18 protein-coding genes are annotated in these 15,644 nt (G+C 68.2%); 10 read left to right on the top strand and 8 right to left on the bottom strand.

Features of this window, described 5'->3' with window-relative positions:
• Nucleotides 1-10 precede the first annotated feature (10 nt).
• The 3 genes from EXE45_RS13620 to EXE45_RS13610 form a co-directional block, all read right to left on the bottom strand.
• Nucleotides 11-616 (bottom strand): hypothetical protein, encoded by a 606-nt coding sequence (locus EXE45_RS13620; RefSeq protein WP_092919224.1) that lies wholly within the window; start codon nt 614-616, stop codon nt 11-13.
• Between the two features lie 129 nt (nt 617-745).
• Nucleotides 746-1,660: an MBL fold metallo-hydrolase gene (locus EXE45_RS13615; RefSeq protein ID WP_137694644.1), complete on the bottom strand. Its 915-nt coding sequence runs from the start codon at nt 1,658-1,660 to the stop codon at nt 746-748.
• Nucleotides 1,661-1,754: 94 nt separating this feature from the next.
• On the bottom strand, nt 1,755-2,711 hold the full coding sequence (locus EXE45_RS13610) for an Lrp/AsnC family transcriptional regulator (RefSeq protein ID WP_137694643.1): 957 nt from the start codon (nt 2,709-2,711) through the stop codon (nt 1,755-1,757).
• Between the two features lie 39 nt (nt 2,712-2,750).
• Between EXE45_RS13610 and EXE45_RS13605 the strand changes: the two genes are divergently transcribed.
• From EXE45_RS13605 to EXE45_RS13595, 3 genes are all read left to right on the top strand, one after another.
• The gene (locus EXE45_RS13605) at nt 2,751-3,248 is read left to right on the top strand and encodes a hypothetical protein (protein ID WP_137694642.1); all 498 of its coding nucleotides are present in this window, start codon (nt 2,751-2,753) and stop codon (nt 3,246-3,248) included.
• 64 nt (nt 3,249-3,312) lie between these two features.
• Nucleotides 3,313-4,257 carry an NAD(P)H-binding protein gene (locus EXE45_RS13600; RefSeq protein ID WP_137694641.1) on the top strand — a complete coding sequence of 315 codons (945 nt, stop codon included), beginning with the start codon at nt 3,313-3,315 and terminating at the stop codon, nt 4,255-4,257.
• Entirely contained in the window at nt 4,254-4,922 is a 669-nt protein-coding gene (locus tag EXE45_RS13595; protein WP_137694640.1) for a hypothetical protein, read from the top strand. Before EXE45_RS13600 ends, EXE45_RS13595 begins: the two co-directional genes overlap by 4 nt.
• Nucleotides 4,923-5,055: 133 nt before the next feature.
• Here EXE45_RS13595 and EXE45_RS19675 read toward each other — a convergent pair whose 3' ends face one another.
• Nucleotides 5,056-5,223, bottom strand: coding sequence for a DUF5786 family protein (locus EXE45_RS19675; RefSeq protein ID WP_241989490.1), 168 nt, complete (start codon nt 5,221-5,223; stop codon nt 5,056-5,058).
• Between the two features lie 125 nt (nt 5,224-5,348).
• On the opposite strand from EXE45_RS19675, the gene EXE45_RS13590 reads away from it, so the two are divergent.
• Nucleotides 5,349-6,398, top strand: coding sequence for a DUF5784 family protein (locus tag EXE45_RS13590; protein ID WP_092919216.1), 1,050 nt, complete (start codon nt 5,349-5,351; stop codon nt 6,396-6,398).
• 78 nt (nt 6,399-6,476) lie between these two features.
• Here EXE45_RS13590 and EXE45_RS13585 read toward each other — a convergent pair whose 3' ends face one another.
• Entirely contained in the window at nt 6,477-6,761 is a 285-nt protein-coding gene (locus tag EXE45_RS13585; RefSeq protein WP_092919214.1) for a DUF2795 domain-containing protein, read from the bottom strand.
• A 147-nt stretch (nt 6,762-6,908) separates the two neighbouring features.
• Between EXE45_RS13585 and EXE45_RS13580 the strand changes: the two genes are divergently transcribed.
• The 3 genes from EXE45_RS13580 to hemB all read left to right on the top strand — a co-directional run bounded on the left by EXE45_RS13580 (nt 6,909) and on the right by hemB (nt 9,131).
• Nucleotides 6,909-7,811 (top strand): PHP domain-containing protein, encoded by a 903-nt coding sequence (locus EXE45_RS13580; protein WP_137694639.1) that lies wholly within the window; start codon nt 6,909-6,911, stop codon nt 7,809-7,811.
• A 25-nt stretch (nt 7,812-7,836) separates the two neighbouring features.
• A complete protein-coding gene (locus EXE45_RS20505) occupies nt 7,837-8,001 on the top strand; it encodes a DUF6757 family protein (protein ID WP_199233636.1) in 165 nt (54 codons plus the stop codon).
• 149 nt (nt 8,002-8,150) lie between these two features.
• On the top strand, nt 8,151-9,131 hold the full coding sequence (gene hemB, locus EXE45_RS13575) for a porphobilinogen synthase (RefSeq protein ID WP_092919210.1): 981 nt from the start codon (nt 8,151-8,153) through the stop codon (nt 9,129-9,131).
• Between the two features lie 476 nt (nt 9,132-9,607).
• Here the strand turns inward: hemB and EXE45_RS13570 are convergent, their stop codons facing one another.
• Nucleotides 9,608-9,850 carry a ferredoxin gene (locus EXE45_RS13570; RefSeq protein WP_092919208.1) on the bottom strand — a complete coding sequence of 81 codons (243 nt, stop codon included), beginning with the start codon at nt 9,848-9,850 and terminating at the stop codon, nt 9,608-9,610.
• Between the two features lie 339 nt (nt 9,851-10,189).
• On the opposite strand from EXE45_RS13570, the gene EXE45_RS13565 reads away from it, so the two are divergent.
• Nucleotides 10,190-10,444: a hypothetical protein gene (locus EXE45_RS13565; protein ID WP_092919205.1), complete on the top strand. Its 255-nt coding sequence runs from the start codon at nt 10,190-10,192 to the stop codon at nt 10,442-10,444.
• Between the two features lie 104 nt (nt 10,445-10,548).
• Nucleotides 10,549-13,245, top strand: coding sequence for a valine--tRNA ligase (locus EXE45_RS13560; protein WP_137694638.1), 2,697 nt, complete (start codon nt 10,549-10,551; stop codon nt 13,243-13,245).
• Between the two features lie 34 nt (nt 13,246-13,279).
• Here EXE45_RS13560 and EXE45_RS13555 read toward each other — a convergent pair whose 3' ends face one another.
• Both EXE45_RS13555 and EXE45_RS13550 read right to left on the bottom strand, forming a co-directional pair.
• Complete coding sequence (locus tag EXE45_RS13555; protein WP_092919201.1) at nt 13,280-14,335, bottom strand: quinone-dependent dihydroorotate dehydrogenase; 1,056 nt, start codon at nt 14,333-14,335, stop codon at nt 13,280-13,282.
• 97 nt (nt 14,336-14,432) lie between these two features.
• Nucleotides 14,433-14,636 carry a hypothetical protein gene (locus EXE45_RS13550; RefSeq protein ID WP_092919199.1) on the bottom strand — a complete coding sequence of 68 codons (204 nt, stop codon included), beginning with the start codon at nt 14,634-14,636 and terminating at the stop codon, nt 14,433-14,435.
• Nucleotides 14,637-14,930: 294 nt separating this feature from the next.
• Here EXE45_RS13550 and EXE45_RS13545 point away from each other — a divergent pair, with 294 nt between their 5' ends.
• Complete coding sequence (locus EXE45_RS13545) at nt 14,931-15,260, top strand: non-histone chromosomal MC1 family protein (RefSeq protein WP_092919197.1); 330 nt, start codon at nt 14,931-14,933, stop codon at nt 15,258-15,260.
• Nucleotides 15,261-15,644: the final 384 nt, after the last annotated feature.

Raw genomic sequence — 15,644 nt, 5'->3', positions numbered from 1 at the left:
GAATCGGCGCTCACTCCCACGGGTGGTTCCCGGGCGCGTCGGGCCAGAGGGGGTACCAGTAGGACTCGTCGTCCTCTAAGCCGAGCTCCCCGTCGAGGACCGACTGGAGTTTGAACTCTATCCGCTGGTTCCGGTCGTTCGTCCCCCGCGGCGCGAACGGGTAGTACGCGCCGCGCCGGAACGAGTAGATCCAGTAGGCCGGACCGTCGTCGTTCTCGAAGCCGAACACGGCCGCGAGCAGCCGCGACCCGAACCCCTCCTCGATGAACTGGTCGGCGGCGAAGTGGACGCTGGTCACCAGGTCTTCCGGGTCGTCGTCCTCTAAGACGAACCACTGGTAGCCGTGGTCGTCCTCGTGGCGGTGAAAGCCGGTTCCGGTCTCTATCTCGCCGGCGTCCAGAATGGCCTCGACGGTCTCGACCGCCTCGTCGAAGCGGGTGCTGTCCATCCCGGAGAAGCAGAGCGCGGCCTCCCCGCAGTGGTCGTACCGGAGGTCAGCCTCCATCGTCATGTACGCGGTCGACATCCCGAAGAGGTCCTCGGGGTCCGCGTCGCGGGTCGCGTCGGTCTCGGCGCTCGTCCCGAGCACGGCCCGGATCGTGTCGAAGATGCCCATCTGGTCTGGCCTACGGACGGCGGGGTTTAGGGCGTTTCTCTCGGCGGGTCCGCGTCGCGTCTCGCCGGTAGTCGAATCTCCGTCGCGTCTCCCCGGCGAGTCACGTCTCCACCGCGTCTCCCCGGCGAGTCACTCCTCGCCGTCGACCCGATCGAAATACGTCAACACGCCGCGCGCGTTCAGGCTCGTGTTCGCCCTGGCGCGCTCGGGGTTCCAGTAGTCGACGTCGCGGCTCGCCGCCTCGAAGTGGTCGACGACCGCCTCGTCGTCACCGAGTTCGGCGCGCTTCTCGCGGACGCGCTCGACCCACTCGACGTACGCCCGCTTCGCCTCGCCGATCAGGTCCGCGTCGCAGTCCCGCGGGCCGAAGTGGCCGAAACAGAGCGTGTCGGGGTCGAGCTCCTCGATCAGTCGGATGTCGTCGAGGCACTGCTCGAAGTCGAACTGCGGCGGCGGCGTCGTCGGCGTCACGGCGTCGACCTCGGGGACGTAGATGCCGGCGGCGTCGGCGGCGAACACGACGCCGGCGTCGGGGTCGTGATAGATCGCGTGGTGGGGCGCGTGACCGGGCGCGTCGTGAACGACGAGCTCGCGGTCGCCGAGGTCGATCCGGTCGCCCCCGCTCACCCCTTCGATCCGATCGTCGGGGATCGGTTTCGGCTCCGCGTAGTACTCCCACTGGTCTCCGACCGCCGACTTGGTGCCGGCGACGAGCGCCCCCGGGTCGACGAGGTGCCGGACGCCCTTCTCGGGCACCCGGACCGCCGCGTTCGGGTACCGCGCCGCGAGGTAACCCGCCCCCCCGGCGTGGTCGAGGTGGGCGTGAGTCGGCAGGATCCACGCGAGCTCCTCGCGGTCGATCCCGATCGCCTCGATGCTCTCGAAGAGGACCTCCCGGTTCGCCCCCGTCCCGGTGTCTATCACGATCGGTCGCTCGGCGTCGTACACGTAGACGGCGCCGTACTCGTCGGTGTCGAACATGCCGGTGTCGTGGACGTACAGGTCCTCGACGCCCCGGACCGGTTCGAACTCGCCTGCGCGCATACCGGACGAGGGACCCGGGGGCACTTCTAGCGATCGGTCGTCGGCCGGACCGGTGACGTCCGCCTCTTAAGACTCCGAAACCGCCGGAGACCCCTTAGCTCGGGTCCACGTTCACCGTTCTCTTGTTCTGGAACACCTTCGGCGAGAGTAGCGTTCGCGACTCGCGCGCGTCGAGCCCGACTCGGATGCGGTCGGTGAGCTCGTCCAGGTGTTCGATGGACCGGCAGACGAACTCGATTCCGATGTCGGCCCAGGTCGCTCCGGTTCCGGAGACGATGTACGGCGCGTAGAGCGGCTCAAGCTCGAGGAGGTTGTCGACGACACCCTCGTAGCTGTTCTCCAGATTCGAGAGTCCTAGGAACCCCCGATACCATCCGAGCGACTCCACGTCAGGGAGGGCCGTGTAGCCGAGGATCACGCCATCTTCTTCGAGTTCGTCGATGATTTCCGCGGCTTCTCCCGTTGCGATGTCCGCTCGCTCGGCGACCTTTCCCGGCCGGTTGCGGAGGTTGCCGTCCGCCTGAAGCACGCTGAGCACCTCGCGTCGGTCGTCGTCGAGGCCGCAAACCGGCTGTCCGTACTGATTTTCCTCGACGTCGGCCCCGTTCCATCGGTACCGCTCGTTTATCCGATAGGTGCTCGTCTCCCGTAGGGACGGATACTTCGGGTTCGTGATGAGGTTCTGTGCGAACCGGTCGAGGCGCTCCTCGCTTTTGCTCACCTTCCGGAATATCATGTCGTAGTTACCGAACCCGACCATCGCGAGCTGCGACCCTCCCCAGTCGTTGAACTCCGGCACTCCGTTCCGCAGGGTGTCGTCGTAGTTGTCTATCGCACCGATGAAGTGGTACGAGGACTCCTCGTGCCCGACCGCAGCCGGGTCGACGACCGCGGCGTACGAATCGACCAACCCGCGGTCATGTATCACCTCCCGTGCCTCGTCAACCGCCGCTGGACCGAGTCCGGTCCGCTCCGCGATCGCCTCGGTGTCGAGGGTAGCGTTCCGTCGGAGCTGTTCCAACACCGCTATCGTGTCGTCGCTCGCCGCCATGATGTTTATAATCCAACACCACCAGACATTAATTATCTTATGGCTGACACCGATCCGTCTGCGACGAACTCCACACGCATCCTCGGCGAGTTTCCCGACGAGGGTCCGGTGAGGGAGTTCGCAACCGCGGTATCGAACTGCGAACAGGAACTGATGTCGTTTCGGGCCGCGGTCACCGAGGTCCAGTCATCCACATTCGGACTGCGTACTGTCTGTTCTCTGAACGAGATCCAGGAGGAGCACGATCAGACAATTCAGCGGATTGCCGAACTCAGATCGGCCTGTATCGAAGAGTCGCTGTCACCGGTGTCGGAAATCGAAACCACGAGATCGGCCGACCAAAAGTTCAGCTCGTTCGTCCGTGACGAAACGGCGACCGACGCCGTCGAGTCCCTCGACGAGACGGCCGCGCGGATCGAACGACAGATCGAGAACAAGCGGACGGTCGCAATCGCACGGCTCAGCCTGACCGTTGCGGTCATCTCGCTTCTCGTCTCCATACTGAGCCTCTTCTCCGGTGGACTCGGTCTGTTCTGACTCTGTAAACTATGAGGCCCCAGTCGAGACGGGGGCTTATTGTCGTGCCGCCCGAGGGATCGGTATGCGAGTGCTCGTCACCGGCGCGACCGGATTCGTCGGGAGCCGGCTCGTCCCGGCGCTCCTCGATCGCGGCCACGAGGTGGTCGCGCTCGTCCGCGACGCCGACGGCTACGACGCGCCCGAGGGCGTCTCGGTCGTCGAGGGCGACCTCCTGGAACCGGAGACGCTCCCGCCCGCCTTCGAACTCGACGGCGAGGCGGTCGACGCCGCGTACTACCTCGTCCACTCGATGGACGGCGGCCCCGGGTACGAGGAGCGCGACCGCAACTGCGCGACCAACTTCGCCGCGGCCGCGTCCGAGGCGGGGATCGACCGGATCGTCTACCTCGGCGGGCTCGGGGAGGACCGCGAGGAGCTCTCCGAGCACCTCCGGTCGCGCCGCGAGGTGGAGCGGATCCTTGCCGAGGGCGACCCGGCGCTCACGACGCTCCGGGCCGCGATCATCATCGGCGCCGGCAGCGCCAGCTTCGAGGTGATCGCCGGGCTCGCGCGACGGCTCCCGGTGATGGTCACCCCGAAGTGGGTCGACACGCTGTGTCAGCCGATCGCGGTCGCGGACGTGATAGCGTACCTCGCCGGCGTCCTCGACGTCCCCGAGACCGCGGGCGAGACCTTCGAGATCGGCGGGCCGGAGGTGTTGACGTACGCCGAGATCCTCCGCCGGACCAGGCGACAGCTCGGGGGCGGGCTCCGGATCGTCAGGGTGCCGGTGTTGAGCCCGGGGCTGTCCGCCCGGTGGCTTCGACTCGTCACCGACGTGAACCCGTACCTCGCCCGCTCGCTGGTCGAGGGGCTCCGCAACACCGTGATCGTCGAAGACGATCGGATCCGCGAGTTCGTCGCCGTGGAGCGGACCCCCTTCGAACTCGCGGTCGCGCGGGCGCTGACCGAGTCGCGAGGTTCCGAGCGATCCCGACTGAGCGCGCTCCCCGGGGTCTCCTCGTGAGCCGCAACTACGGCGAGACGTGGGTGTACGAGAGCCTCGTCGGCGGGATCCCCGGCCTGGGGATCTCCCGGACGCTGGCGGTCGCGATCCAGTTTGCCCTCTTCGAACTGGGGGTGGTGACGCTCGGCTGGTACTACGGGACCTGGAACGCCGTCGCCCCCGGGACGGTCGCCGTCGTCGTCGCCGCCGTCGGGAGCGTCGAGATGCACCGACTGGGCGCGAAAAACCGGCTGCTCGGGACGCCCCCCGAACACAAGCGGCTGCTGTTCGGGTCGAGCATCGAGATCGTGTTGGGCGTGCTGGCGTTCATCGCGCTGGTGACGTACCTGTTCGCGTGGGACGGCACACTCATCGATCGGCTCTTCGGCCCGGATCCGCCGATTCCGGTCGTCTACCTCACGCTGCTCGTCCTCTGGGATCTCACGTACCGTATCGGCACCTCGTGGTGGAGCGCCGTCGTCGCGCTGTGGCGCGCGGTCCACGTCGACCTCCCGGCCGACGAGCGGTCGACGGTCCGTCGACTCGACGCCGAGAATATCGGCTTCTCGGCCGTCCAACTCGCGCTCGTGCCGTTCCTGCTCACCGAACCGGTACTGCTCGGCGCGGTGGTGGGTCACGTCGTCGCGGTCGCGGTCGTCTGTACGGCGGCCATCCTCCTCTCGTGAGCGTCACGACGTCGCTCGCGAGCGTCGGGACCGGCGGCGTTCGACCGATCGCTATCGATCGCTATCGAGAGTCGAGTCGTCGCTAGCGGCGTTCGAGAACGGAATCAGAAGGCGCGGCGCCCCAGCGGCCGCGTCACTTCTCTTGAAGCTCTTCGAACTTGTCGAGGAGTGCCTCCGTCGAGTCGCCCGAATCGTAGGTCAGGGACCCGGAGTACTCGGGCCGCTCCGCGTCGAAGTCGGCGTCGACTTCGCTGGTCTTCTTCTCGCGACGCTCGTGTTCCGCCTCATCATAGGCACCCATTGACATGGTACAGTCACACTTGGCCGTTTCCTGTAATATACCTGTCGCCAAAAGCATCATAAACCGTGAACGTCCGGGTCCGCCCACCGGAATCGATTAACCTCGGGGCGTGATACCACACGTCCGTGGCACAACCGCTCCGTTTCAGGCGTTCGCCCGGTCGGTGGGGTCCGGACCGAGTCCGTTCGCAGATCGGCCGACCGCTCGACGAGAGCCTCGGAGCGACCGCCGGCGCCCCGTGGTTCGCGCCGCCCCCCGATTACGAGGCGCGCCGGTTCGACATGGACGACGGGTCGTTCGCGCTGTTCTGCTGGACCGGCGACGACGCGGACCCCCCGCCCGACGCCGACGGAGGGCCGACGGGGTACTGGCTCGGTAACACGGAGACGCCGAGCGAACTCTGGCGGACGGACAAGTACGGCTTCGACGAGGTCCCGTACCCGGTCTCGCGGTGGGCCCAGCGGGAGCTGCTCGCCGGGCTCCACGACGACGAGCCGTGGCTTGCCGACTACCCGCACGTCTCGTGGTACTTCCTGCCCGTGTTCTGCTCGAAGGACGGCGCGGAGACGAGCCGTGCGTTCTTCCGCGAGCACGCGGCAGGGTTCCCGGACGCGACCCGCGAGTCGGGGACCGGATTCGTCGAGGAGACCCTCCGGCCGGGGACGCTCGACGACTACCGCGAGGTCATGGCCGGGAAGCTCGGCACCTCCGCCTCGCGGGACCTCGTCCGGATGAGCGCGGCGATAGCCGAGTTCACCGCGGCCCGGATCCTCACCGAGGCGAGCTACGAGGTCACCCCGGAGATCGAGGTGACGACGGGCCACTCGCTCGACTTCCGCGCGACGGACCCCGAGACGGGCGCCGGCCGGCTCGTCGAGGTGACGCGCCCGCAGCCGACCGCCGGGCGCTCCGCGAGCGACCCCGTCGCCGCCGTCCGCGACACCGTCGAGACGAAGACGAGCGGGCAGCTCGCGGCCCACGCGGGCGGCGTCACGCTGTTCGTCGACTGCTCGTCGTTCCCGGCCGACGAGTGGGCGGCCGTGCGCGAGGCCGAGCCCGCGGTCCGTCACAAGCCAGCGGTCGTCTACCGCGCCGACCCCGGCGGCTCGATAGAAGGGTATCAGCAGGGGTCGGTCCCGCTCGACCTCTCCGGGGCCGTCGACCTCGACCCGTAGCCGCGTCGCTCTGCGGGACGGGACGCTTCGCGATCGGCCTTCGAAAACGGGGGTACGGACTCCGGTCGGTTCGGCGCGTCAGAACGAGACCGGCGAGGGCCCCTCCTCCGCGTCGGTGGTCGGGTCGCGGTCCGAGTAGAACCGGCGACCGACGCCGCGGTGACAGACGCCGGCGCGGATCGCGGTGAACACGTCCTCCGCGTCCTCGAACGTCTGATCGCCGAACCGCTCCAAGACGTCGCCGAGCCGCTCGGACCCATTCGCGAGCTCTACGGTCGCGTTGCCGTGAGCCGCGATGATCTCCTCAGAGGTGGTCGGGTACTGGTGCCGTTCGAGTCGGTCGTCGACGCCGTTCAAGCGCATCAACGGACGGAAACCGCCGACGGTTCTTAATGATTGTCCATGTACGACCTTAGTCGGAGGGAACACCTTATACTGCCTTATATTCGATCTTTCCCGGCCGCGGTCGGGACCGCCGCCGCTTAGTGTCGGGCGCGGCTATTCGCCTTCATGCCCGTCGATTCCGTCGATTCCGTCGATTCCGACGCCCCCGGCGATCCCGTCGTCGCCGACCTTCACGCGCACACGACCGTCTCGGACGGGACCCTGACCCTCGACGAGGTGCCCGCGGCCGCCCGCGAGGCGGGCGTGGACTGGGTCGCCGTCACCGACCACGACCGGATCCACCCCGGTCTCGACGCGCCGGTCGTCGAGCGCGACGGCGTCCGGATCGCCCGCGGGATCGAACTCCGCGTCGACGCCGGCTTCGAGCGCCTGGACCTCCTCGGGTACGGCGTCGAGCACACCGACGCGCTCGACGCGGAGATCGACCGCCTCCAACGCGACCGCCGCGAGCGCGGCGCCGCGATCCTCGAGTCGGTCGAGGACCGTCTCGGCGTCGACCTCGACGTCGAGCCCCGCGCCGGACTGGGACGACCGCACATCGCCCGGGCCATCGACGCGTCCGACGCGCCCTACGACTACGCCGAGGCGTTCGACGAGCTGATCGGGAACGACGGTCCCTGCTACGTCGCCCGCGACGTGACGCCGCTCGACGAGGGGCTCGACCTGCTCGCGGACGCCTGCGCCCTCGTCGGGCTCGCGCACCCGTTCCGGTACGACCGCGTCGACGAGGCGCTCGGCGTCGCCCGCGACCGCGACGCGGTCGAGGCGGTCGAGCGCTTCTACCCGTACGACCGCGCGGTCGACGACGCGCGGATCGACCGCCTCGCCGCTGAGAACGATCTGCTCAGAACCGGCGGGACCGACGCGCACGAGCGGACGCTCGGCGTCGCTGGGCTGACGGTCTCTGCGTTCGACCCCGTCCGCGAGCGACTGCCCGAGCCGGTCTCGGTCGAGGAGCTCGCGGCCGGAGACCCTCCCGCCCCGGCCGCCTCCGACGAACAGGATTAAGCCCGCCCCGAACGGAGTGGCGCGTATGCGGTGTCACTACTGCGACCGGGAGGCCACGTACGAGGCGGAGCAGCGCGGCGTGGTCGTCGGCCTCTGCGAGTCCCACTTCAAACAGCGCGTCGAGGAGCTCGCGGAGTCGGACGAGCTCGCGGCGCTCCGCGACCGGATCGACATCGAGTCGTCCGAGTAGTCGCGGCGCCCGGATCCCCTCCCCGTCGAGCGACCCCTCTCACCGTCGAGCGACCCCTCTCACCGTCGAGCAACCGCCGAGCCGGCCGAGTCCGAGCCGACCGGAGCCGAGACGAACGCTAAAAGGCCGCGCGGGACCAACCGGTCGGTATGGACCTCACGGACCGGCCGCGCCGCCTTCGAACCGACGGCGTTCGCCCGCTCGTCGCCGAGACCGACCTCTCGGCGTCGGACCTGGTCGCGCCCGTCTTCGTCGACGCGACGACCGACGAGCGCGTGCCCATCGAGACGATGCCCGGCCACGAGCGCGTCCCGGTCGACGAGGCGGTCGACCGCGTCGCGGAGATCCGCGAGACCGGCGTCGAGGCCGTGATCCTCTTCGGCGTCCCGGAGTCGAAGGACGCGTCCGGGAGCCGCGCGTACGCCGACGACGGTGTCGTCCAACGCGCGACACGCCGTCTCTCCGCCGAGACGGACGTCACCGTGATCGGCGACGTCTGCCTCTGCGAGTACACCGACCACGGTCACTGCGGCGTGATCGAGGAGACCGCCGAGTCGGACCCGACGCTCACCGTCAAGAACGACGAGACGCTCGACCTCCTCGCGCGCACCGCCGTCTCGCAGGCCGACGCGGGCGCGGACGTGGTCGCTCCCTCGTCGATGACCGACGGACAGGTGAGAGCGATCCGCGAGGCGCTCGACGCCGCGGGCCACGAGGACGTCGCCGTCCTGAGCTACGCCGCGAAGTACGAGTCCGCCTTCTACGGCCCGTTCCGCGACGCGGCCGACGGCGCGCCCGCGTTCGGTGACCGCCGACACTACCAGATGGACCCCGCGAACCGCCGCGAGGCGCTCCGGGAGGCGCGGCTCGACGCCGAGCAGGGGGCCGACGTGTTGATGGTGAAGCCCGGGCTGCCGTACCTCGACGTCGTCGGCGACCTCCGGCGGGAGTTCGACCGCCCCATCGCCGCGTACAACGTCTCGGGCGAGTACGCGATGCTCCACGCCGCCGCGGAGAAGGGGTGGCTCGACCTGGAGGCGACCGCGCTTGAGTCGCTCACCGCGCTCAAGCGCGCGGGCGCGGACCTGATCGTCACGTACTTCGCCGAGGACGTGGCCGATCACTTGTAAATAGAGCCGAGTAAGGGCGACACGCTTCCTCAATCATTCACCCCGGCGCGCGCCTGCGAGCGGCCGGAGCGAAGCGGAGGCCGCGAAGCAGCGCGTGCGAGGGACGCGGCGAACGCGAGCGGCGAAGCCGCGAAGCGTGAGCCGCGAGGCTGGGGAGGGGTGAGGTGCTGTGCGGAGCGGCGCGGGGCGGGACTCAAAGGGGCAGCCGCGAGGGCGAAGCACGGCGACGGAAGCACCGCAGCGAGGGAGCGTCAGCGACCGAGCGACCGAGGAGCGTGGTTCGAGACGCCGAAGGCGTCTCGTCATCGCCAGAAATCGGAGATTTCTGGCTAGCAGTCAGAACGCTCCGCGTTCTGACGACATCACGAAAGGCGCGGAGCGACTTTCGAACGACACCGAGCCGCGCGAGCCGTCGTGGCTGGGGCTTTGGAAGTGTTCTCCCTCGACACACAGCAACCTCTCGGATCTCGAACCCTCTACACCACCTGTTCGCCGTCGTCGTCGTACACTTCGATGGCGTCGACCGGGCAGACGCGCGCCGCGAACTTCGCGTCGAACTCCTCGCCGTCGGGCACCTCGACGACGAACAGGTCCTCCTCCTCCTCGGTGCTCCCCTTCAGGTCGGCCTTCCCGTCGTTCAGGTCCTTCTCGAAGGCGTCCCACTCGGCGACGCACTGGAACATCCCGACGCAGGTGTCGCGGTCGAACTCGACGTACATGACCACCGGTTCGGCGAGCCGATACAAAGCGGTGGCGACGAGAGGGGCGAAAGTCCGGCCGATTTGGATTCGCTGACAGGCCACCGGAGAACCGCCCCTTTGAGTCCCGCCCCACACCGCACCTCACGCCTCCCCAGCCTCGCGGCTCGCTCGGGGCTCCCTCCGGTCGCCCCTCACTCACCGCGTCCCTCGCGCGTGCGACTCACGGCCTCCGCTTCGCTCCGGCCGCTCGCAGGCACGCGCCACCGCATTCGGTTTGTCAGTCAATCGCGAGACGTACTACCGGTCTCGCGCGCGTCGACCGCCCTTTTTAAATCTCGCAGGGACCGATCCTCGCCCATGCCCACCGTCTGGCTCGTCGACCGGCAGTTCGACTCGAAAGGGCTCGTGCGGCTCACCTACGCCACAGAGGACGGCGAGCGGATGCACACGAAGGAGCTGGCCGAGCAGCGGCTCGTCACGGGCGACGGGATCACCGCGGGCCGCGAGGTCGAGGAGAGCGCGCTGGGCGAGAGCCCGGCGGACGAGGTCGAGCGGTTCGCGTCCGAGGCGTCGAAGATGGCGGCCGAACACGACCTCGACGACACGGTCTGACCGGCTTTCCACGCACCTCACCGCACCTCGCCGCGCCTGACCGCGCAAAGCCGCCCCACACAACCGAGTCCGTTAAGGGGGAACCGGCGGAACGTGTGCGTGAAATGCCCAGTGGTGAGTACGACCCCGACGCCGTCGAGCCGCGCTGGCAGCGGCGGTGGGTCGACGAGGAGACGTACGCCTACGACGACGACGATCCGACCGATCCGAACACCGTCTTCTCCATCGACACCCCGCCGCCGACGGTATCGGGGAGCCTCCACATGGGCCACCTGTACGGGTTCACCCTCCAGGACTTCGTCGCCCGCTTCGAGCGGATGAACGGCGGATCGACGTTCTTCCCGTTCGGCTACGACGACAACGGCATCGCCTCCGAACGGCTCACCGAGGACGAACTCGACATTCGCCACCAGGAGTTCGAGCGGCGCGAGTTCCAGGCGAAGTGCCGGGAGGTCTGCGCGGGGTACGAGGAGCAGTTCACCGAGAACGTCCAGTCGCTCGGGGTCTCCGTCGACTGGAACCACACGTACCAGACCATCGAGCCGCGCGTCCAGCGCGTCTCCCAGCTGTCGTTCGTCGACCTCTACGATCAGGGCCGCGAGTACCGCGAGAAGGCCCCCGCGATCTGGTGTCCCGAGTGCGAGACCGCCATCTCGCAGGTCGAGACCGAGGACGACGAGCAGGGCAGCCACTTCAACGACATCGCCTTCGGCGTGTCCGGCAGCGACGAGGAGTTCACCATCTCGACGACACGCCCCGAGCTCCTCCCGGCCTGCGTCGCCGTGTTCGTCCACCCGGACGACGACGAGAATCAGGGCCTCGTCGGGGAGTCCGCCGAGGTCCCGCTGTTCGGCCACGAAGTCCCGATCATCGCCGACGAACGCGTCGACATGGAGACGGGCTCCGGGGTCGTGATGTGCTGTACGTTCGGCGACCAGAACGACATCGAGTGGTACCAGGTCCACGACTTAGACCTCCGGGTCGCCATCGACGAGTCCGGGCACATGACCGACGTCGCCGAGGGGTACGAGGGACTACACTCCTCGGAGGCCGGCGAGGCGATCGTCGAGGACCTCGACGAGGCGGGCGCGCTGTTAGACCGCCGCGACATCACCCACACCGTCAACGTCCACGAGCGCTGCGGGACGAGCGTCGAGTTCCTCGTCACCGAGCAGTGGTACGTCGAGATGCTCGACAAGACGGACGAGTACCTCGAGGTCGGCCGGGAGATGGAGTGGTCCCCCGAGAAGATGTTCACCCGGTACGAACACTGGGTCGAGGGGCTCCAGTGGGACTGGCTCATCTCCCGCCAGCGCTCCTCGGGCATCCCGTTCCCCGTGTGGTACTGCGAGGACTGCGGCGAGGAGATCATCGCGGAGAAGGCGGACCTGCCGGTCGACCCGCTCTCGGACGACCCGCCGGTCGACGCGTGTCCCGAGTGCGGACACGAGGCGTTCGAGCCGGAGGACGACGTGCTCGACACGTGGGCCACCTCCAGTCTCACCCCGCTCATCAACGCCGGCTGGGACTGGGACGAGGAAGCGGAGGAGTTCGCGATGGAGCGCCCCGAGCTGTACCGGTTCGACCTCCGGCCGCAGGGCCACGACATCATCAGCTTCTGGCTGTTCCACACCCTCGTCAAGTGCTACGAGCACACCGGGGAGGTCCCGTTCGAGGAGACGATGATCAACGGGCACGTCCTCGACGAGAACCGCGAGAAGATGTCGAAGTCCGTCGGCAACGTCGTCGAGCCGGAGGAAGTCCTCGATGAGTTCCCGGTCGACGCCACGCGCTACTGGGCGGCCGGCACCGCCGTCGGCGACGACTTCCCGTTCAAGGAGAAGGACCTCCGCGCGGGCGAGAAGCTGATCCGGAAGCTGTGGAACGCCTCGAAGCTCGTCGAGTCGCTCGCGCCGGAGCCGTTCCCCGAGGAGCCCGACGACGGGCTCCGCGAGCTCGACCGCTGGCTGCTCGCCGAGCTCGACGCCGAGGTCGAGCGGCTCACCGAGCTGCTCGACGACCGCGCGTTCTCGAAGGCGCGCGACGAGCTCCGGAGCTTCTTCTGGAACACGTTCTGCGACGACTACCTCGAGATCGCGAAACAGCGCGAGGACGACGCCGCGGCGTACGCGCTCCGGACCGCCCACCGCCGGTTCCTGAAGCTGTTCGCGCCCCTCCTCGCGCACGTCACCGAGGAGCTGTGGCACGACATGTACGCCGACGCCGTCGCGGACGCGACCGCCGCGGACGCGACCGCCGCGGACGCGACCGCCGCGGACGCCGACCCAACCGCCCTCGCCGACGGCGCGGGCGACTCGATCCACCTCGCCGACTGGCCCGAGCCGCTGGGGATCGAGGCCGACCGCGACGCGGGGACCGCCGCCACGGCCGTCGTCGGCGCCCTCCGGAAGTACAAGAGCGAGAACCAGCTCCCGCTCACCGCGACGCTCGACGCGGTGGAGGTGTACGCCGACGTGCGCGGCTTCGAGGACGACATCACCGGCGTGATGCACGTCGACGACCTCGCGGTCCACCCCGACGGCGACGCGCCCGTCGAGACGGTGATCACGGGCATCGACCTCGACTACGCCACCGTGGGGCCGAAGTACGGCGACCAGGTCGGTGACATCGAGGCCGCCTTAGCGCAGGGGGAGTACGAGATCGACGGCGACGAGCTTCACGTCGCGGGCGTCACGCTCGTCGACGACGAGTTCGCGGTCGAGGAAGAGCGGCAGTACCGGGGCGAGGGCGAGCTGCTTCAGGCGGACGACGTCGTCGTCATCGTCCGCAACGACGCGTAAGATCCCCCTCCCTTCTCTTCGGTTTCTCCCTCGGTCACAGGTCCGCGCCGACGGCGTCCTCGACGGAGTCGAACCCGTCGCGTTCGAGCAGTTCGACGAGTCCCTCGTTGACGTCGCGCGCGAGTCCCGGTCCCTCGTAGACGAGTCCGGTGTACACCTGGACCAGCGAGGCGCCCGCCCGTATCTTCTCGTAGGCGCCCGCGGCGTCGGAGACCCCGCCCACGCCGATCACCGGCACGTCGGTGCGCTCCGCCACAAACCGGACCCGCTCCGTGGCGAGCGACTCGATCGGCTTCCCCGAGAGGCCGCCGCGTTCGGCCCGATTGTGGCTCCGAAGCGAGTCCGGCCGCGACGTCGTCGTGTTGGTGGCGATGACTCCGTCGAGGCCGAGGTCGTCGACGACTCCCAGCGCGTCCTCGACGGCCGGCTCCGGGAGGTCGGGGGAGAGTTTCACGAGCAGCGGATCCGCGCCGGCGTCGTCGAGCGTCCCGAGGATTCGCTCCAAGGCCTCGCGGTTCTGTAGCTCGCGGAGCCCCGGGGTGTTCGGGCTGGAGACGTTGACGACGAAGTAGTCGCCCGCGTCCGCGACGCGCTCGTACGTGTACAGGTAGTCGTCCGGGGCCTCGTCGAGGGGCGTCGACTTCGACTTCCCGATGTTGATCCCGACGGGCACCTCCGGGAGGGGGTCGCGGTCGAGGCGCTCACCGACCCTGTCGGCCCCCTCGTTGTTGAACCCCATCCGGTTGACGAGCGCCTCGTCTTCGGGCAGTCGGAACAGTCGCGGGCGCGGGTTTCCGGGTTGTCGCTCGGCGGTGACGCCGCCCACCTCGACGTGGCCGAAGCCGAGCGACGCCAGCGCCCGCGGGACGCGCGCGTTCTTGTCGAACCCGGCGGCGACACCGACCGGATTCGGGAAGGACGACCCGACCGCGTCGACCGTGAGCCGCTCGTCGTCGACGACGTATCGATCAGCGAGCGCGGAGCCGACGGGTGTCCCCTGAACGCCGCCGAGCAGTCGATGAATCAGTCCGTGTGCGGTCTCCGGCGGAAGCCGGAACAGCGCCGGTTTCAACAGGTCGTACGCGCCCATCGTCTGACCCTCGTCACGAGCGACAATTAATCCGCCGACAGCGGTCCGCGTGGCGGTCGCTCGGCGGTAAAACCGTATCGAACTCCCGCGGTCCGCGTCAGAAGTCGTGTTCGAGCTGGTCGGGATTGGCGTCCGCCTTCTGAATGATTATCTTCCCGTCTCGGACCCGGACGAACACCTCGTCGCCGATCTCCATGCCGGCGACGGCGAGTTCGTCTTCGTGGAGGTTCACGTGGACGTTGTGGTACTCCCCGTCGTCGTCCTTGGCGCCACTGGGGCTGAGCTTCTTTTTGCGGACCATCGCGGGTGTGCTTGTCGCCCTTCGCCATAGCAGACACATAAGTGTTGTTTACGCGTACTCGGGCTCCGGCGAGTCGCGCGCGTGCCTCGAAAATCCCCGCCCGAACCCCGAACTGGCCTGTCGCGCGCGCCGAACGCTCCTGCGAATCGCCGTCGATCGACCGTCTCCCTCCCGCGCTGGGCCCCAAACCGCCAGCCGCCGCCGAGGTAGTATATAAAAATTGTGGCTCACAGCTTTCATTTCCCCGATATATTTATTACACACTGTGTGCTGGTGTCACACGGAGGCAAAACCATGGTACGTGAAGACGGTAAGCGAAACTTTGCCCTTCGAGAGGAAGACGGATCGGAACCGAGCGAGTTCTCGGGAAACATGCCGCGTCAGGCGGCGCTCAAAGCGGCTCGAACCCTCGAACCGGCGCCCTCTGAGGAGGAGGCGCAGCGAACGACGCTCCGCCTCCGAGAGAAGGGGACCCAGAAGGTCCACGAGTACGAGGGGTGGGCCTGGAAGGACAGCGCCCCCGAAGTCGACGAGGCGGACGACGAGTTCTGGCTCAACGACCTCGACGACATCACCAAGGCCAACGTCTCGAAGCAGGGTATCGAGTACATCGACGAGGAGTAGCTCTCCGGGCGCTCCGATCCCGATCTCTCGTTTTCGACGCCGAGTGACCGGAACGCCCCGGACCTGATCACCGTGTCGACCCACAGACGCCGTCTCCGACAGATCCCTCTCCGTTCCGGATCGATCCGGTCAGTTATCCCGCCTCTTCCGGCATGAAATCGCATGACGTGGCGCCGGTAGTTCGACGGGGTTAAGTACAACCCAGGCATTCGAAGAAATGCGAAGAACGCATCGCGGACTCGGGCCGTTCAACCCGGCCCGGTTTCGCTGGACCCGTACCGTTCCGATGGGTTTATGACCCGTCGCCCGGTACGTTCAGGTCCGCGAGAGATGAGGATCACGCCCCCTGCGCTCCGGCGTAAGCGGTGATCTGATGTGAGCCGT

This window comes from Halorubrum sp. SP9 (assembly GCF_005435015.1).
Classification (GTDB): domain Archaea; phylum Halobacteriota; class Halobacteria; order Halobacteriales; family Haloferacaceae; genus Halorubrum; species Halorubrum sodomense.
This window is presented reverse-complemented; position numbering and strand designations above follow the sequence as displayed.